Below are 16,922 nucleotides of genomic sequence, written 5' to 3' on the forward strand. Positions count from 1 at the left end.
TATTCTCTTAGATTATATTCCGCAAGGCTTCCTCAAGCAAGTTTAGAGCTTTTTCGTAATACGGAGCGGCAAGCTCTTTTGCCTTCTTTGAGGAGATTCTCTCGTACATCCATCGGAATTTGTCTCGCATTTCCGAGCCTGGAACTTCGCCGAGGTGGCCGACGTGTCTAGGCGCATTTACTTCTAGATAGCTTAAAGAGTCTGCGTCTTTGAGCAGATTTTGATCGTCCGTCCCCCCAATTTCATGTTTTGAGATTATTTCTTTGACAGAATCAGCCAAACTGCTATCAGCAAACTCATGTATGATAAAATCATACATTATGGCCGCGCTTTTTTCTTGATGCTCGGTTAGCTGTTCTGGCTTTTCATACATTAATCTCATTCGATCGCCCTTGTCTTTTTTGAATGCTCGCTCGACATCATGGCCATAGGCGGCAATTTGCAGAGCCAAGCTAGCATCGGGCTTTAGCACGAACAACCAATGCAAAGTCTGAACATAATGTGCCTTCTTGCCCCCAAACGAGTCGTTAACGAATTTGACAGTCTTTTGTAGTGTGTCTTCCATACATGTATCTAATTATTTAATAAATATGTGCCCAAGAATATAATGCCGATCGCTACAATTTTCTGCACCAAATTTCTCTTCGAGAGTGTTTCGTGAGCAAGTTTGGGAGTGAGGAGCGTTAAAATTACGCCGAAAAGCAAAACGAAGAATGGCTGGAGACCGTTGCTCACCACTGATACAACTGCAAGTGGCATAAGTAGCATGGCGAAAGTAAATATAAGTCCAGCGGCGACGTTGATAATTTCGTTGAAGAAAGTAATACTGAGAATGAAGGATTTGCTCTGACTGATTATCTCGATGAAAACTTTCTTCCAGCTTGGGTTGAGGGAAAATACGACGAGACCGGCGATGAAAAGACCCAAGAAGTCCCAAAATTGCGTGTTCCAATAGTTGCTCTCTACAGCCACATATTTGAAAGCCAGACCGTTCACCGCGGTGACAGCCGTGCAAAGAAGCATGGGTAGGATAACATGCATCTTGAACTTGAATTTGTTGCCGACCGATTCAATGGTCAAGATCAGTGACCCTGCTATGACCAGTATGCAAGCAAATATTTGTCCACTGGTCAGATATTCATTTAGGAAAAACATCCCCAAAAAGTAGCGAAAAATTGGAATCAGCTGGAAAAGCGGGACGACAACCGAAGGGCTATCTTTCTTGAGAGCCAGCAGGTAAAGATACCCACTCAGGAAACTGGCCGCCCCAGAGACAAGCATGATCAAAGCTGACTTGGGGTCCGTAGAGATGGAGCCAAAACGAAAAAGCAAAACGTAAAGAGAAACTAATATTCCAAAAAATGAGGTAAATAACATAAAAGGACCGCCGTCGCGGTTCTTGAAAAACTTGCCCAGAATATATTTGTCGATATGATTCGAAAGCGCCCAGAGGGCTGGTGGAATAATAGAAAATATTAGCCAATTCATAGACAAATTATACGCTGAATGGGCTTCGTTTTCAATTAAAATACTCTCGCGGATATCGAAGGGAGCCAAATTGTGATATAAACCCTGCTTGACTTCATCTCGCTTTCGTTATCTGCTAAAATGGATCTATGAACAAGTATTTCAAATACTTTTTGACCTCGATGAAGGTCAACACCGCCTATACTGGCAATTATTTTCTGCTGGTCACTTTCGACCTGGTCTACTTTTTTGTATTTTTCTCACTTTGGACCTCTGTGTATAAGTCTGGAAATATCGTCGAGATCTCCGGCTATACACTGTCGGGAATTATTTCATACTATTTCATATCAGAGATTATATTTAAGTTCGCCGATGTGATGAGCTCGATATATCTGAACTGGCAAATTTGGTCGGGTTACCTTACAAACGATCTGATCAAGCCATGGAATGTTTTGTCGATCAGTTACATTGATGCTTTTAGCGAAAAGATCATTAATTTAATCGTCTCACTCCCTGCCACTGTCGTCATGTTCCTTATCGCCAGAGAATTTATTATCTTACCGACAGGCATTAATACTCTCTATCTCGTAGTCACCATTGCCCTGGGCTTTGTGATGAATTGCGCTTTCAATCTTTGCATCCACGTCCTCTGTCTCAAATTTGGCGATCAAGAATCAAATATCGAGCTAGCAAACTTTCTGGCCATGTTCTTGGCTGGCGCGTTCTTCCCACTGGCCTTCCTCCCAGTGAAAATTGAGTTTATATTTTCACTCTTGCCGTTCAAATATATCTTCTACGTCCCAGCCAATATTTTTCTTAACAAAATGAACCTTCATGACATTATCATCGCTTGGGCCATGATAATTATGTGGACCCTTGTTTTCATCTTGACTTACAAAGTAATTTACAGAAAAACTATAAAATATTACTCAGGAACCGGACGATGAGAAAATTCTGGAGAATAAATCTTATTATTTGGCGAAACGCCTTGATCCGAGATTCGAAGATCTCTGGCTTTATTTTGTCGAGCATTATTTTCCAAGTTTTGGATATCGTGAACTCGGTAGTGTTTATCCTTCTAATCTTCATGCACACCAAGACTTTGGGCGGATGGGATATATACCAAGTTCTCTTCCTCTATGCCTTCTCGCAAACAATCAGTATCATACACGGGGCGTGGACCAAGGGCGGCCTCAACTCGCTCGCAAACGAGCTAATCCGGCTTGGCGACTATGATTTTTACCGGACAAAACCATTTGATGCGATGACACTGGTCTCGATCAGCAAACCGAGAGCCTATGCCTTGATCAAACTATTGTTTAATTTTTCGATCCTGATCTTCGCCCTGGTTCACTGTGGACCATTGCCGCTAATCAATTATTTTTGGTTTTTGATTTTATTCATACTTTCCTTCTTCCTTTACTACGCCATCAAAATTGTCACCGTCGTTCCGTCGTTTTGGGTGATCAAGAGTTGGGGGCTGACCGATTTGATGGATAAGCTCTCCAATCTGATGCGCTATCCCGCTAGTGTCTATCCCTGGCTTCTCAATTTCCTGCTCTCGACCGTTTTTCCAATTTTGGCCATTACATATTTGCCGGTTAAGACTCTGCTATTCGAGCCAAAGTTAAGCCAGATCGCCTATATGTTTGCGCTTACAGCGATATTCATGCTGATCGCCAGACTTATCTGGCGCCTGGGAGAAAAACGCTATGGCAGCGCATCCAGTTAGTTTAAAGTAAAAAGTTAAAAGTATAAAGTTAATAAGGAATATATGAACATTATTTCAGCAAAAGGAATTACAAAAAATTTCAGCAAGTCAAAGTTTGACTGGCGACATTTGAAAATTAACAAAGAAGACCATATCGCCGTCAGTGGTCTCGATCTTGAAATTGAAGAGGGCGAGTTCGTCGGTTTTTTGGGGCCCAACGGCGCCGGCAAAACAACTTTTCTGAAGATCCTATCGGGGATTGTGCACCCGACAAAAGGTGAAGCCAAAGTATTGGGATTTGTCCCCTGGGCCAGAGATTATAAATATCTCCGCCAGATCGCCATCGTGATGGGCCAGAAAAATCAACTTTGGTGGGATATCCCAGCGATTGATTCCTACCAAATGCTTCAGGCCGTCTACGACATTCCAAATGATATTTATAAGAAAAATCTGGATGAGATGGTAACGGCGCTGGACATGAAGGAGCTTTTGACCAAACGGCTTCGAGAGATGTCGCTCGGAGAGAGAATGAAGTGCGAGTTAGTCGCCTGCTTCTTGCATAATCCGAAAGTGATATTTCTGGACGAACCGACGATTGGGCTGGATGTTGTCTCATCGCAGACAATTCGCGCTTTTTTGAAAAAAATTAATCGCGAGAAAAAGTGCACGCTCATCCTGACCAGCCACTACATGGGTGATATCGAAGAGCTTTGCGAAAGAGTCGTCATAATTAATAAAGGGCAAAAGGTCTACGACGGTAATCTCAATAAGCTGAAAGAACAGTACGCGCCAGAAAAAATCATCGAGATTTATCTCGAAACAATAGAGGAAAAGAAAAAATTCGCGCATCTAGACACCGCCAAGAAGAAGCTTGATGGCCACAAGGGAATTATAAGAGTTAAGAAAACTGAGCTAGGGCAGATAGTCAAAGAAGTATATAGCACTTTTGACGCCGAAAATATTTCAATCAGCGACCCTGATATGGAAGAAATAGTACGAAAAATATTTAAACAATAAGCGTTAGGCTGATAAAATATTCGCTTATTTGGCTTTATCCAATATCGATTTGATTTTGTTGACAACGTCCAGCGGCAAGGCTTCCGATTTGGCGATGTAATCAGCCGCGCCGAGGCTTATGCCCTGTCGTTTCTTCTGCTCATCTGATAGTGCGGAGAGAACAATAACGGGGATACCGGCCGTTTCCGGATTAGCTTTGATCTGCTTCAATACATCAAAACCGTTGATCTTGGGCATCATCACATCCAGCAACACTATACTTGGTTTCGAAGACTTAACCTGTGATAGAGCCTCCTCGCCGTCCTTTGCCTCGACAACAATAGCGCCCTCGGCCTTGATCCGAGCGACATACATTTCGAGCAACATTGGGTCATCGTCAACGATCAGAACAACATATCCTTCTAGCATATAAACCTCTCGATTTAATATTCCATTTCTTCTTTTTTGTTGTTCACAAATTTGAGCCAGGAATTTAGAAGTTTGATAATAGTCTTGAGCGGAGCTTCGATAATAAAGTCGAGGAACAGGATAGCCGGGTTGAAAGCGGCGAATCGGTCTGAAATATGTCTGCCTATCTTGATAAACGGCAGGAAAGCTAGCTCGACTATTGTAGTAATCGCGTCATCTCGGGATCGTTTCATTGCCAATTCTAGAGCAATATTTCTGATTCTAAATGAGAAAAATGAAACAACAGAGACGAAGAAGAAGAAAAAGAAGATGCTGACAATGTTGAACTTGAGCCAAAGAAGCAACCAGATCGCCATCGCGAGGATAGTCAATGTGAGCAATGTATAGATAGCGTTAAAAACAATGAACGACGTTGGCTTCCGGGTCGAGACGAGAGGGACTGGTTTTTCCAAAATTTTGTCCCCGGAGATAATCTCATTTGCAGTTTTGGCAATCAGAATTTGATTTTTGGCCGGTGGTGTCTTGATGAAGGTGCCAGCCAGGAGCATCAGGATCGGCGGTAGTGATACATTGATAATGAGGGAGGTATAATCGACGTGCCCAGCAAAAAACTTGTCGAAAGGCACCTCTACGAAGAAAGCGAGGGAAATCTTGGTAATAAAAATGAAGATCAAGGCGCGAATAGTACCGCGCATGACCTTCTCTCGTCCCTTTTTGACCAAAATGTCATATTCATGCATCATCGCATCATGAAGAACAGAAGGCTTGTCTTTCATCCGCTGAAGGTCAAAGTTCTTAGTCGAAAGCACACTCTTGAGCAAGATAAAAGGTGGAATAAACCGTTTGGTGAAGCCCTGGTAGTTCTTGCGAAGTGGATGATTTAGAACACGTTCGATTTTGTTGTAGAATGGATCGAAGCTACGGCAAGACCCCTTCAGCTCCTCCAGGTCCATGTCATTCCAGTTCGGGTATACGTGTTCGAGTATCCAATATTCGGCCAAAGGATAATCAGGCTTGAAAAGCGAATTATAGATTACGATCTTGAGCTGAAGTTCGTTGTCGCTTTCTAGGACTTTGCTGTCAGTAAGATCAAGATTTTTCTTCAAAAAGTTATAGGTAAAATCTATCAGAAGATTTTTTTCTGGCTCGGGCCGGAAAATCTCATCTAGCGCACAGCCGAACCAATCGATGATTTTGCGCTGCAGATCTTGTTTCTTGAATCTGCCAGAACGTGCGACATGTAAAACTGTAAGATATCGTTCGATGACAGTCTTGATTGCGGCGACTTCAGAATCAACCAATTTTTCGGGATTGAGGTAATTTGCCCAGGCCAACTCACTGATCAAATCGCTAAATAGATTCTCTGCAGTAATACTGGGGGAAAGCGCGTATTTTCGGCGTAGTATTCGGGTGATAGCATTTTTGAATACCAAATGCTCTTCTTGGTATTCGACTGCAACACGGAGCTTCTCATAAACGAGGGCGGTACCGATTGTCTTGTCGTTGTCCCTCTCAAGATTCTTGGCTCCAGTAAAAAGACGGCGATACTCCTCGAGGAGATTTTCGGTATCTTTTGCTAGAAATTGTGGTTTTCTTTCGTCCATGCGGATACTATAGCCTAAACTGGCTTTCTTTTCAAACATGTGTTAAATTGGTACATTAAATTATATGAAACATATACCAGTATTAAAAAATGAAATTGTCAGCGCTTTCGGCTATCTCTCGAAGAGAGCAGTCTTTGTCGATGGCACGCTTGGGGCGGCGGGACATTCGATCGCGATAGCAATCGAATCAAAAGTCAAAAGTCAAAATTCGAAAGTCATTGGGATTGATAAGGATACGACAGCGCTTGAGATTGCGAAAGAGAATATTGATAAAGCTGGGCTCAGCGATAACTTTGTACTCGTTCACGATGATTTTAAGAATATCAAACAGATTCTGACCGACCAGGGAATTGAAAAAATTGATGGCGCTCTGCTAGATCTTGGAGTTTCGTCCATGCAACTCGACGAGAGAGCGCGTGGATTTTCTTTTAATGATTTGGATCAAAATATCGATATGCGGATGGATCAGTCAGCGGGAAGATCTGCGGCTGAAATTCTAAATATTTATTCAGAAGAAACTCTGGCCAGGATATTGAAGGAGTACGGGGACGAGAGATACGCCAGAAATATCGCTCGAAATATTCTAGTATTCCGTAAGGACAACAAAATTAAAACTGTAAGAGATTTTGTCGAGATCATCAGCCACTCTATCCCCCCAAAAGTCAAAGCTACTAGCAAGATTCACTTCGCCACCAGATCGTTCCAAGCGATTCGAATTGAGGTAAATGCCGAGCTCAGAGATTTGGACAAAGCCATATCGAAATATGTTGAATTTTTAAATCCAGGTGGCAAGCTCGCGGTTATTTCTTTCCACTCCCTCGAAGACGAAATTGTCAAAAGAACATTTCGCAAGCTATCTGGGCTCTGTGAATGCCCACCAAAAATGCCCTGCATATGCGGACAAAACGAGATTATTGAGATACTAACCAGAAAACCCGTTACCGCTGCTGATCAAGAAATTACCGAAAACCCTCGGTCCCGAAGTGCCAAACTCAGGATCGCGAAGAAAATTTAGACTTAAAATTTGATTTTAATTGATAATTTAGAACTGTTTTACTCTTCGCTCCGACTCACGCTCCTGCTCTCTTTTTTTCATTACCGCCCGTTTATCATACTCTTTCTTACCACGAGCCAAAGCAATTTCTAGCTTAGCCTTGCCGCGTTTAATATAGAGTCTGAGTGGAATCAGGGCAAAACCAGCCTGGACAACCTTGCCAGCTAATTTTTCGATTTCAGACTTGTTCAAAAGTAGTTTTTTTGTGCGCTGAGGCTCGACATTATCGAAATTAAAATTCCCGCCAAGCCAAAAGGCTTCGCCGTGCAATAATTTGAGATATGAACCGGTCAAATTCACTTTCCTGGCACGAATCGCCTTGATCTCCAGACCAGTTAAGATGATTCCTGCCTCGAACTTTTCGATCATTTCATAATCGAAAAAGGCTTTCTTGTTGAGAATATTTATTTTTTCGCTAGTCTCGGTCACTAGAGATCCCCCTGATCGAGTCCCACTCTTCATAAAGAACAAAGAGGATTCCCGAAACCGGTACGGCGAGCAAAGCCCCCGTGATGCCGAGAAGTTTCCCGCCGATCAGAATCGCGACAATGATGATCGCAGGTGGCAGGCCAACTGCTTTTTGCATAATTTTGGGAACAATCAGATTGTTCTCGACTTGTTGAAGAATTATATAGAAAATTATTGTGAAAAGAGCAGACAACGGAGAAATCGTAAGTGCGACGAGCCCACCGATGACTGCCGATAAAACTGGACCGATAATTGGCAAGAATTCTAGGACACCAGCGATGACCGCCAAGGTCAAAGCGTAAGGTATCCCAATCAATGATAGAACAATATAGACGAAAGTACCGATAATAAGACCCAAGATCAATTGCCCCCGCATCCAATTACCAATTTTTTGAGACACCTTGTCGGTCAGTCCGACAACCAGCTCTCGCTTATTGGCAGGGATTAGGCGCCCAAAGTTGTTGCTGAAAAACTTCTCGTCAAGAAGGAAATATAAAGTGAGTACAATGATGGTAAAGAATGAGACCACACCGCCGACCAGCGTTGTCGTGAAGCTGATGAAGCTTTGCCCAATATTGCCAAAGCCCTGAAGGAGAGATGACACTCCGTTTTCCAAAGATGGTAAATGTTCTCTCAAAAATCCAAGTTTCCCAGCGTAACTAGGTAGGTTGTCGATGAGCTGTACGCTCTGAGGAATTAGCGGCGGGAAAACAACATAGACAAATGCGGAAATCACAGTCAGCATGATTAGCAACAGGGCTAACACGGAAGGGACCCGGCCGATCCTTTTGCTCCAAGACTTAATCACTGGTCGGAAGGCTGCGACGAGAATCAGAACGATAAAGATGAGAACCAAAACATCTTTCAACAAGATCACAAGATAGGCCAACCCGATTACGAGGGCAAGCTTGAAAAATGTTGATAGCGAAATCTCGATTTTTAATCTTTCTGGTTTCATATTTCCCTTATATTAGTTTGACACTATTTTAGCATACTTGAATGTGAAATCGCGACTGCTTTTTGGCAATGTCATTGTTTCGAGTTCAATCACTGCGATGTCTTTGTTTTTCATGTTGAGCTGTTCCAATATCCCGCCACGTCGCTCGATGGCGGATTTGAGCAACTGGCTATTACCCAAAACCGTCACATCGAAGCTCTGATCTGGGGAGAATTGATAAAGGTCGGAATACAAAGTCAGCCTAGTCCCGTTGACCGAAATAAGGCCGGACCCGATGTTCTTGATCGCGTTGACGAGATCAACTAATTCTGGGGTGGAGAGTTTGCCTTTGATATTTATCGAGACACCCTGGCCGGTAGCTGGCAGGGAGCCATTGAGCACCTCGAATTTATCTAGATCAGATTGGTACCTCTGCCTCAGCTCCAAATTTGATTGTGAAACATTCTTGTAGGCGTCCAAGTCCCCGGTCAGTCTCTTCACCTCTTGCCTTAGATCTGAATTTGATTTGTTCAGCTTGGTGACTTCAAGAGCCAAGACAGCACTGTTTTCTGGCTCGATCAAAAGCTTGGTCTTCCTGGTTGAAATAACTTGCGAGAAAATGATCGCTCCGAACAGGAAACAGACAAATGAAATTATATAAAAATCATACTTTTTCATATATTCGACCCCGCTGTGTTTACGGCATTTTCCGAAGAGCCAGTATAGATTGGAACTGTAATGTCATTGTTCATTACTGTTTCGAATACCAACTTCTTGTCCAGATGACGATGATGTAAGTCGCTCAAGATATTTTGGTCGGAGAGTTTGCTGAACAAGATTTCCTCGGGACCGATCGCTTCGATGCGAAATGGCGTAGCTAGGCGAACATCATTGATTAGAATTGTATTGACGATGCAATCTATTGCAGTGTTCACGACTACCCGCTGGCCGTTGACCGATATCGCCTCTGCGCCGTTGGCCCACATCAGGTAGACGACATCTCTCAAATCGGCAGCGTGGACAATATTCTCTTCCGTCACGGTGCCGGATTTGCTGTCGTCAAGAGTGACTATGACTCCGGACCCGTTTAATTTTGTCACCCCAGCATTCGCCTTTTTCAGATTCAAATCAGCGATTTCCTGCCTACTAAGAACTTTCCCCTCGTTTACGGCTTGAAATTCAGCGATCTGCTGGTGAAGGGCCTCAATCTCTTGTTTTAGTTCACTCTGTTCGCCAGAAAGGTCACCCTTTGTTTCCTTGAGGCTGGCGTACGGTGCTATTGGATTTGAAATAATTGTAGGTAAAGAACGAATTTGGGCAGAGATAAGTACGCCAAACCCTATGCTCAAAATAAGCAAAAGGGATTTTGTAACAATATTTTTGTGATTGTTGGATTTCATCTTCTTGGAGCCAAATATTGGTACCCCTAATGCACTTTGCTTCGAACCTTTATTAGCATGGCTCGACCAACTTATGCGTGCTTACGATAAAGAAAAGGACGCTGGATGAATTTATGATAATTCTGAAACATCCAGTGTTTTTATTTTTAACAGTTTCATGATCTTCGCCAGAATATCAAGCGAAGGTTTCACCTCTCCCCTTTCGAGCCGCGCATAATAATTAACAGTAACGCCAACAACCTCTGCAACTTCTGCTTGTGTAAGATTAGCTGATTCCCTGGCCTTTCTAAACTTATTGCCAAGATCATTCAAGTTTTTATTACTGTTCAAGTTAGTCATTCTGAGAACAATATACCAAAAATTATTTGAAATAACCAGCTCAAAAATTATTAGACAACAAATGGAGGATCATGTTTAACCAAAAACAAGCGTTTAGAGAATATCTAAACAGAAGGCAGGACGCAATTGATTCTGAGAAATCACAAGATTCGCAAACCAGCAAATTGTTCAATGACAAAAATTTTTATAGCGCATTTACCAAAGACATGCTCAATGCTAAAAAGGAAGTCATCATTTACAGCCCATTTGTTGCCAAATTCAGAATGGACGAACTGAAACAAACTGTAGAAAAGCTTAGAAAAAGGAATATCGAAATATTCATTTTCACACGACCGACTGACGAGTATGAGACCATTTTCCAGCCTCAGATTCAGTGTGCACTTAAGCGTTATGGGGAGTTGGGGGTCAGTATTTTTTATCTTGGAGGCTCAATTCATGAAAAAGTAGCGATAATTGATCGAGAAATTCTTTGGGAAGGAAGCTTGAATATCCTCTCTCAGAGAGCAAGCAAGGAGATGATGAGAAGAACATCCAGCAAGGATTCGGCGATGCAGATAATGTTTTATCTGGGATTAAACAAAAAGTTAGCAGAGAGCTACAAGCTTAAATACGAAAGACTGTATCGAAGTTTAATAGACAATTCAGGGCAAAATTTCAGGCAGAAAATGTACATATTTCTGTTTGGATTTACAATTGCCTTAGTGTTTTGGTGGACTCTCGTTAACTTCAGGGAGATTAAATTATTCTCCCCCTGGAATTGGCTCGTAATGAGCTTCATTTGAGTTGCGTCCTGAAACAAATAGATTCTTCGGTTTAAATCCGTAAAGCGCCAAACTGCTGAAGATCACTATAATTGAAACTCCGACGTCGGCGAAGATGGCAAAAGCCAAGTTGCTCAACCCTGATAAGGCTAGGATTACAAACAGGAACTTAATTGCCAATGCCAGGCCGATATTAAATTTGATTGTTTGTCTCACTTTTTTGCCAAGCACTATTAAAAATGGAATCTTGCCAATATTATCATCCATGATTGCAATATCGGCGTTTTCTATCGCCATATCCGAGCCGACTGACCCAAGTGTGATGCCGACATTTGAAATAGCCAGAGAAGGAGCGTCATTGATGCCATCACCAACCATGGCAACACGAGAGTATTCCTTTTTCAAATTTTGGACTTGTGTAACTTTATTTTCAGGAAGAAGAGATGAATATACTTTACTAAGGCCAATATTGCTAGCAACATATCGGGCCGTACTTTCATTATCTCCAGTTAGCATAATAGGAGTAATACCCGCTTGTTTTAGGAAGGAGATTAGTGGCTTGCTCTCGTTCCTGATTGTATCCTCGATAGCGATAACGCCCTCGATATGGGTTTTATTGGCTACAATAATTGTAGTCTTGCCTTCTTTTTCAAATTTATCAACTGCTTTTCTTGTCTGTTCGTCAATCTTAATTTCATTCTCAACAAATGATAAATTGCCCAGGCAAGATGTTGTCTTGCAAATTGAACAATGGCCGATAATACCCTTGCCGGAAAGCGATTTGAAATCAGTAGCTGGCAGCACAGTCACGCCCAGCTCTCGCGCTTTGTCCAGTATTCCTTTAGCCAATGGATGACCCGAATGAATCTCTAGTCCTGCAGCGCAAGCAAGAATCTCCTTCTCACTGTATCCATTGAATGTCACAATATCAGACACTCGAATTTCGCCAGTCGTCAAAGTTCTAGTCTTATCAAAGGCAATGGCTTTGATTTTACCGAGCTCCTCTAAATATTTTCCACCTTTAATAAGTATCCCCTGCCTGTTGGCGTTACCAAGAGCAGAGAACACAGCAATCGGAGTAGAGATAACCAAGGCACAAGGGCAAGAGATAACAAGCAAACTCAAGGCCTGAATAAACCAAGTATTGAAAGGTAATCCTAGAAAAACCACCGGAATTATTACGATAAGAGATGCAATAACCATAACTGCCGGAGTATAATATTTTGCAAATCTCTCAATAAACTCCTGGGATTTTGACTTGTTCTTATTTGCACTTGCTGTCATCTCGATAATTTTGGCGATAGTTGAATCACCTGATTTTTTCATTACCTTTATTTCTAGCGAACCATCAATATTGACTGTGCCGGCATAAACCAGATCATTCATTCCTTTGGTTTCCGGGATAGGCTCGCCCGTAATGGTTGCTTCGTCGACCAGAGAACTGCCAGATACAATAACACCGTCAAGCGCAATAGTATCACCTGGTTTAACGATAATAATATCGCCAATATTAATATCCTCGATCGGAGTTTTATCTTCATCGCCCCTTTTTAAAACTGTTTTAGGAGTTTTTTGAATTAATTCCTCAAGAGCTTTTTTGCTTTTCTTGATTCCAATTTCTTCAAGAGTCTCAGCCAGGGCAAAGAGAACGACAATTGTGACCGCTTCTTCGAATTGTCCAAGATAGAGAGCGCCAAAAACTGCGATGGTCATCAATAGATTGATACTTGAGAATTTTAGCTTCAAAAGACTTTTGATGCCGCTGACGAAGACATCTCTACCAAAAACAATTAGAAGAATGATAGAAATCGGCAGCTCGATAAACAAAGGTATTTTTACTGATAGTAAGGACAAGATCTCCATCGGCACTATGATGGCAATCGAAATTAAAAGCAATACGAACTTTTTGTTTTTCCAGATAGAATTGATTTCTTGTGCCTCTTGTTTTCTTGAGCAACAGTCATCGTTGCAATAATTATCGTTTTTTTGTTTTTGCATGCCTCACTCCTTATTTCTCAAGACAGTTGTGTTGGACAGCCTTGTCTATTTTAGTTTTTGGTTTTCTTTTAAGTAGTTTATTTAACTTAGCTTCATTTTCTTTCAATACACCCCTGTTTAGATGGTGAACACTAAAATATCCACGCTTATGCTCGCTTAAAACTCCAGCTTCCTTGAGTTTGCCAAGGTGATGGGAAACCAAATTTTGGGGGAGATTTAAAGCTTCGCTAATATCACAGACACATTTACAATCATGCGAAAGTAGCGTCAGAATCTTTAATCTGTTCGGATCAGCGATAACTTTGAGAAACTTACTGATATTCTCAATCTGACTCAAATCTTCGGTATTTAAGTAATCCATTATTTTATCCATATCAATTTATATTGATATAAATATATCACAAAGAAAGAACTTGCGCAACAATATTATGAGTTTTTGGTTGGGATAGCTTGAATTAGTTAATCCCCAAAATCAAAGAGATCACCCAGAAATCCGCTTCTTTTCTTCTTCTTGTAGCTATCATGACCTTTGTAATATTCATTTTCTTTGCGGCGGTCTTCATGCTGATGGTCATATGATACTCTAGGAGTCTCGTTCTGCTGGATTCTATTAGATGAATCCTGACTTGATCTCTCTATGATCTTATCTAGCTCTCCTCGATCAAGCCATACTCCGCGGCACTGAGGACAATAGTCAATTTCAATCCCCTGGCGATCGCTCATTACTAAATCTATGTTGCATAATGGACATTTCATTTTTTAATCCTTTTTAAGTTAATTAGATTGGTTGCGGTAATATTCTTTATTGTTCTACATTTCTATCCTTTCGACTCAACATTTACTTGACCAACACACCTTTATAGACACGGTAAGGTTTTGGGCCAACCAACGTTTTCCCGTTGATAAAAACTGTTGGAGTACCATAAAGATCAGCGTCGCTCATTTGCTCTTTTTGCTTTTCTAACTCTTTCTTCGTTGAATCGCTTGTTGCACACTCATTAATTGTTTGAGGATTCATCTGGTACTTGGTTGTAAGCTCGTTAAGATATTCAGGCTTGAGCAAATCTTCCTTTTTTGATGCAAACAACTTGTCATTCAAATCCCAAAATTTGTCAGGATAGTTTTTGCTCGCGCAGTAAGAAAAATTTGTCAAAGTATCATTTGGATCTTTGGTCGGGAAATGAATAAAGGTTAAACTGCTTTTTTCTTTCTCAACTAGCTTCTTTACGATAGGGTAAGATTTTCGACTATAGTCACAGTTGTAGCAGCCTATAAAAACGATGTTATTTTTACTCTCTATTTTCTTTGAAGGGAATGCCGTGAGATCAATCTTGCTTTGATCTATACTCTCTGCGGTGTGTTCCTTAGCACTACACGTTTTGTTTTCAGCGGAAATTTGGTTATTGCCTCCAGTAGGATCAAAGACACAAAATCCGCTTTTGTTTAGGCCATTGCAACTGCCGTATTTGTAATAATTATAGCCGCCCTTAACAACATAAAATGTGCTTGCTATCATTAACATGAATAAGACAAATGAGAACAGCTCAAAATAGCGGTTTAAAATTTTAGCCATGAACGCAGATTTTGTTAGCATTCCACCAACTAATTTGCCTTTAACTTTTTCTTTAAAGCCTGTGTTGCAAGGCCTAAAAGTAGCTTTTCTAAAAACACAATCTAGTGCCTCCCTTGCCAGCTGGCGGTGAGTTGCACTAAAAAGTCCGAGTATAGAAAATACGATTAATGCGATTATACATGCCATTACAAAATCCTTACTATATTTTTAATTTGTTTAATTAAGGTTTCGGCTTCTGCTAAGGTGTTATAGAAGTATGTTGAAATTCTAATCACGCCTTTGATTTCCTTGTCTGAGAACCACGGATGGACACACAGCTGACCTGAGCGAATAGCAATATTTCCAGAATTCTCTAATAGTTGAGCGATATAATGCGGATCAGCGCCCTCGATATAAAAGGAGATGATTCCGCTTCTTTTTTTTGGCTCGGCGGGTCCGATCAACCGTAGGTTTGGCAAATTTATTAAATTCTCTGTTATATATTTATTTAAGATAAGATTTTGCTTCTCGATGTTTTCCATTCCAATAGAATTTATATAATCAAGCGCCGCCCCAAACCCAAAAATTCCTGAGTAATTCTGTATGCCCGCTTCAAATCTCTGTGGCGACGGGAGAAGCTCATAATCCGTATAACTTGCGCTGTTTACCGTTCCACCTCCGATCACAGATGAGACAAAGTTTTCAATAATCTCTTTTTTAATATACAGAATACCTATTCCTGTCGGCCCCAGCATTTTGTGAGCCGAAAATACTAGAAAATCTACACCTAGTTTTTTGACATCGATTCTTCGGTGGGTAGCTGCCTGTGTAGCGTCTAGTAATACCAGTGAATTATATTTATGAGCCAGTTCAACTATTTCTTTGACTGGATAGGTTACTCCATCCAGGTTCGAAGTATATACCAAGGAAACAAGTTTAATGTTTCCTTGGTTTTTTTCTAGTTGTGATTTATAGTCTCCCAAGTCAAATTCACCATTGCTAGCCGTTTTGGTGATCAGATGCTGAATTTTGCTATGTTTTGCTAATCTTACCCACGGCAGAAAATTGGAGTTGTGCTCTTTATCAGAGGTTAAGACGATATCGCCAGCTTTGAAGTTAAAAGAGTTAGCAACAAAATTTATGCCCTCGGTCGCATTTTTTACAAATATCACCTCATTAGAATTATTTGCATTTATAAACTTCGCGGTCTTTTGTCTTACTTTTTCACACTTTTCGCCCACGACCTGACTCAGCTTGTAGCTGCCTCGATCGCAGAAAGGAAATTCCCTATAAAATTGTGAGACTGCCTCAATTACCGAGTTGGGCTTCAGAGTTGTGCAAGCATTATCAAAATAGATAAGCTTTGAATCTGACAGTATCGGAAAATCTTGGCGAGTCTTTTCTAGGTTCATTTTACGTCCTCAAGCAGCGGATTTATCTTTGCCTTCATTTGCTCTAGAGATAGAGCGCCTGCAAGCTTTTCAGTCTTTCCTTTGCTATCAATAATAAATGTGCCAGGAGTGCCTGTAACTCCGACTTTTTCGCCAGATTCAAGATCAGATTTTACCTTATCCGCAAATTTACCGTCCTTTAGCGCCTTTTTGAATTTATCCATATCAAGGGACAATTCTTCAGCATATCTGATTAAATCTTGTTCATTCAGCCCTGTTCCATCTGCCTGAGAATTTGCCGCTAGCTTATCGCTGTACTCCCAAAACTTGCTATGCTCGCCGGCTGCTTCCGTGGCTTCGGCTGCTTTTTGGGCGGTTTTATGAAAATCAAGTGGGAAATGGCGGTAAACCCAGCGAACTTTGCCCGGATAAAGATCAATAACTTGCTTCATTGTCTTATGAAATTTTACGCAATACGGGCATTGAAAATCTGAGTATTCTACGAGTGTAATCGGAGAATTTATTTCCCCATAGATCTGGTCTTTATCAGTAATCGTAAGTTTTGGTCCGGTCTCATTAACTGATTGCAAAGAATCATTTTCTGCATTTTTAGCATTTGACGATCCATTCTTAGAGATTAAAACGACTGCTCCTACAATGACAACAACGATAATTAACAAGAATATATAGATAGCATTATTATTTTTTGAATTCACAAAAGCTCCTTTGTTATTAAGTAATTTAAACAAATAGAGATTTAGAGGTAGAGTTTTGGCCTTAACCTGCCGTCAGAAAATGCTTGGAGCAAATAATCG

General features: G+C 41.1%; 20 protein-coding genes. 5 read left to right on the forward strand and 15 right to left on the reverse strand.

Features of this window, described 5'->3' with window-relative positions; translation table 11 throughout:
* Positions 1-7: 7 nt before the first annotated feature.
* Both WC227_04025 and WC227_04030 read right to left on the reverse strand, forming a co-directional pair.
* Positions 8-565: a DUF4202 family protein gene (locus WC227_04025; GenBank protein MFA6963853.1), complete on the reverse strand. Its 558-nt coding sequence runs from the start codon at positions 563-565 to the stop codon at positions 8-10.
* 8 nt (positions 566-573) lie between these two features.
* Entirely contained in the window at positions 574-1,488 is a 915-nt protein-coding gene (locus WC227_04030; protein MFA6963854.1) for an EamA family transporter, read from the reverse strand.
* A 128-nt stretch (positions 1,489-1,616) separates the two neighbouring features.
* On the opposite strand from WC227_04030, the gene WC227_04035 reads away from it, so the two are divergent.
* From WC227_04035 to WC227_04045, 3 genes are read left to right on the forward strand one after another with little or no spacing between them, the layout of a single operon-like run.
* Positions 1,617-2,414, forward strand: a complete 798-nt coding sequence (locus WC227_04035) for an ABC-2 family transporter protein (protein ID MFA6963855.1) — start codon at positions 1,617-1,619, stop codon at positions 2,412-2,414.
* Complete coding sequence (locus WC227_04040) at positions 2,411-3,199, forward strand: ABC-2 family transporter protein (GenBank protein MFA6963856.1); 789 nt, start codon at positions 2,411-2,413, stop codon at positions 3,197-3,199. The genes WC227_04035 and WC227_04040 overlap by 4 nt, the downstream gene beginning before the upstream one ends.
* A gap of 42 nt (positions 3,200-3,241) precedes the next feature.
* Positions 3,242-4,195 (forward strand): ATP-binding cassette domain-containing protein, encoded by a 954-nt coding sequence (locus tag WC227_04045; GenBank protein MFA6963857.1) that lies wholly within the window; start codon positions 3,242-3,244, stop codon positions 4,193-4,195.
* A gap of 24 nt (positions 4,196-4,219) precedes the next feature.
* Here WC227_04045 and WC227_04050 read toward each other — a convergent pair whose 3' ends face one another.
* Both WC227_04050 and WC227_04055 read right to left on the reverse strand, forming a co-directional pair.
* Positions 4,220-4,603, reverse strand: coding sequence for a response regulator (locus WC227_04050; GenBank protein ID MFA6963858.1), 384 nt, complete (start codon positions 4,601-4,603; stop codon positions 4,220-4,222).
* A gap of 14 nt (positions 4,604-4,617) precedes the next feature.
* Entirely contained in the window at positions 4,618-6,246 is a 1,629-nt protein-coding gene (locus WC227_04055; GenBank protein MFA6963859.1) for a hypothetical protein, read from the reverse strand.
* Positions 6,247-6,271: 25 nt separating this feature from the next.
* Between WC227_04055 and rsmH the strand changes: the two genes are divergently transcribed.
* Complete coding sequence (rsmH, locus tag WC227_04060; protein ID MFA6963860.1) at positions 6,272-7,222, forward strand: 16S rRNA (cytosine(1402)-N(4))-methyltransferase RsmH; 951 nt, start codon at positions 6,272-6,274, stop codon at positions 7,220-7,222.
* A 27-nt stretch (positions 7,223-7,249) separates the two neighbouring features.
* On the opposite strand, the gene smpB is transcribed toward rsmH, so the two are convergent.
* From smpB to WC227_04085, 5 genes are all read right to left on the reverse strand, one after another.
* Complete coding sequence (gene smpB / locus WC227_04065) at positions 7,250-7,690, reverse strand: SsrA-binding protein SmpB (protein ID MFA6963861.1); 441 nt, start codon at positions 7,688-7,690, stop codon at positions 7,250-7,252.
* A complete protein-coding gene (locus WC227_04070) occupies positions 7,677-8,687 on the reverse strand; it encodes an AI-2E family transporter (GenBank protein MFA6963862.1) in 1,011 nt (336 codons plus the stop codon). The genes smpB and WC227_04070 overlap by 14 nt, the downstream gene beginning before the upstream one ends.
* 12 nt (positions 8,688-8,699) lie before the next feature.
* Complete coding sequence (locus WC227_04075) at positions 8,700-9,344, reverse strand: DUF881 domain-containing protein (GenBank protein MFA6963863.1); 645 nt, start codon at positions 9,342-9,344, stop codon at positions 8,700-8,702.
* A complete protein-coding gene (locus WC227_04080) occupies positions 9,341-10,066 on the reverse strand; it encodes a DUF881 domain-containing protein (protein ID MFA6963864.1) in 726 nt (241 codons plus the stop codon). Before WC227_04080 ends, WC227_04075 begins: the two co-directional genes overlap by 4 nt.
* 111 nt (positions 10,067-10,177) lie before the next feature.
* Positions 10,178-10,396, reverse strand: a complete 219-nt coding sequence (locus WC227_04085) for a helix-turn-helix transcriptional regulator (GenBank protein ID MFA6963865.1) — start codon at positions 10,394-10,396, stop codon at positions 10,178-10,180.
* Between the two features lie 80 nt (positions 10,397-10,476).
* On the opposite strand from WC227_04085, the gene WC227_04090 reads away from it, so the two are divergent.
* Positions 10,477-11,187: a phospholipase D-like domain-containing protein gene (locus WC227_04090; protein ID MFA6963866.1), complete on the forward strand. Its 711-nt coding sequence runs from the start codon at positions 10,477-10,479 to the stop codon at positions 11,185-11,187.
* Here WC227_04090 and WC227_04095 read toward each other — a convergent pair.
* From WC227_04095 to WC227_04120, 6 genes are all read right to left on the reverse strand, one after another.
* On the reverse strand, positions 11,146-13,164 hold the full coding sequence (locus tag WC227_04095) for a cation-translocating P-type ATPase (protein ID MFA6963867.1): 2,019 nt from the start codon (positions 13,162-13,164) through the stop codon (positions 11,146-11,148). The genes WC227_04090 and WC227_04095 overlap by 42 nt on opposite strands.
* Positions 13,165-13,174: 10 nt before the next feature.
* Entirely contained in the window at positions 13,175-13,537 is a 363-nt protein-coding gene (locus tag WC227_04100) for a metalloregulator ArsR/SmtB family transcription factor (protein ID MFA6963868.1), read from the reverse strand.
* A gap of 86 nt (positions 13,538-13,623) precedes the next feature.
* The gene (locus WC227_04105; protein ID MFA6963869.1) at positions 13,624-13,920 is read right to left on the reverse strand and encodes a zf-TFIIB domain-containing protein; all 297 of its coding nucleotides are present in this window, start codon (positions 13,918-13,920) and stop codon (positions 13,624-13,626) included.
* A gap of 82 nt (positions 13,921-14,002) precedes the next feature.
* Positions 14,003-14,923 carry a thioredoxin domain-containing protein gene (locus tag WC227_04110; GenBank protein ID MFA6963870.1) on the reverse strand — a complete coding sequence of 307 codons (921 nt, stop codon included), beginning with the start codon at positions 14,921-14,923 and terminating at the stop codon, positions 14,003-14,005.
* A complete protein-coding gene (locus tag WC227_04115; GenBank protein ID MFA6963871.1) occupies positions 14,923-16,128 on the reverse strand; it encodes a cysteine desulfurase in 1,206 nt (401 codons plus the stop codon). Before WC227_04115 ends, WC227_04110 begins: the two co-directional genes overlap by 1 nt.
* The gene (locus tag WC227_04120; protein ID MFA6963872.1) at positions 16,125-16,823 is read right to left on the reverse strand and encodes a thioredoxin domain-containing protein; all 699 of its coding nucleotides are present in this window, start codon (positions 16,821-16,823) and stop codon (positions 16,125-16,127) included. The genes WC227_04115 and WC227_04120 overlap by 4 nt, the downstream gene beginning before the upstream one ends.
* Positions 16,824-16,922 lie beyond the last annotated feature (99 nt).

This window comes from Patescibacteria group bacterium (assembly GCA_041671645.1).
Lineage (GTDB): Bacteria > Patescibacteriota > UBA1384 > XYA2-FULL-43-10 > 1-14-0-10-43-13 > JBAZBD01.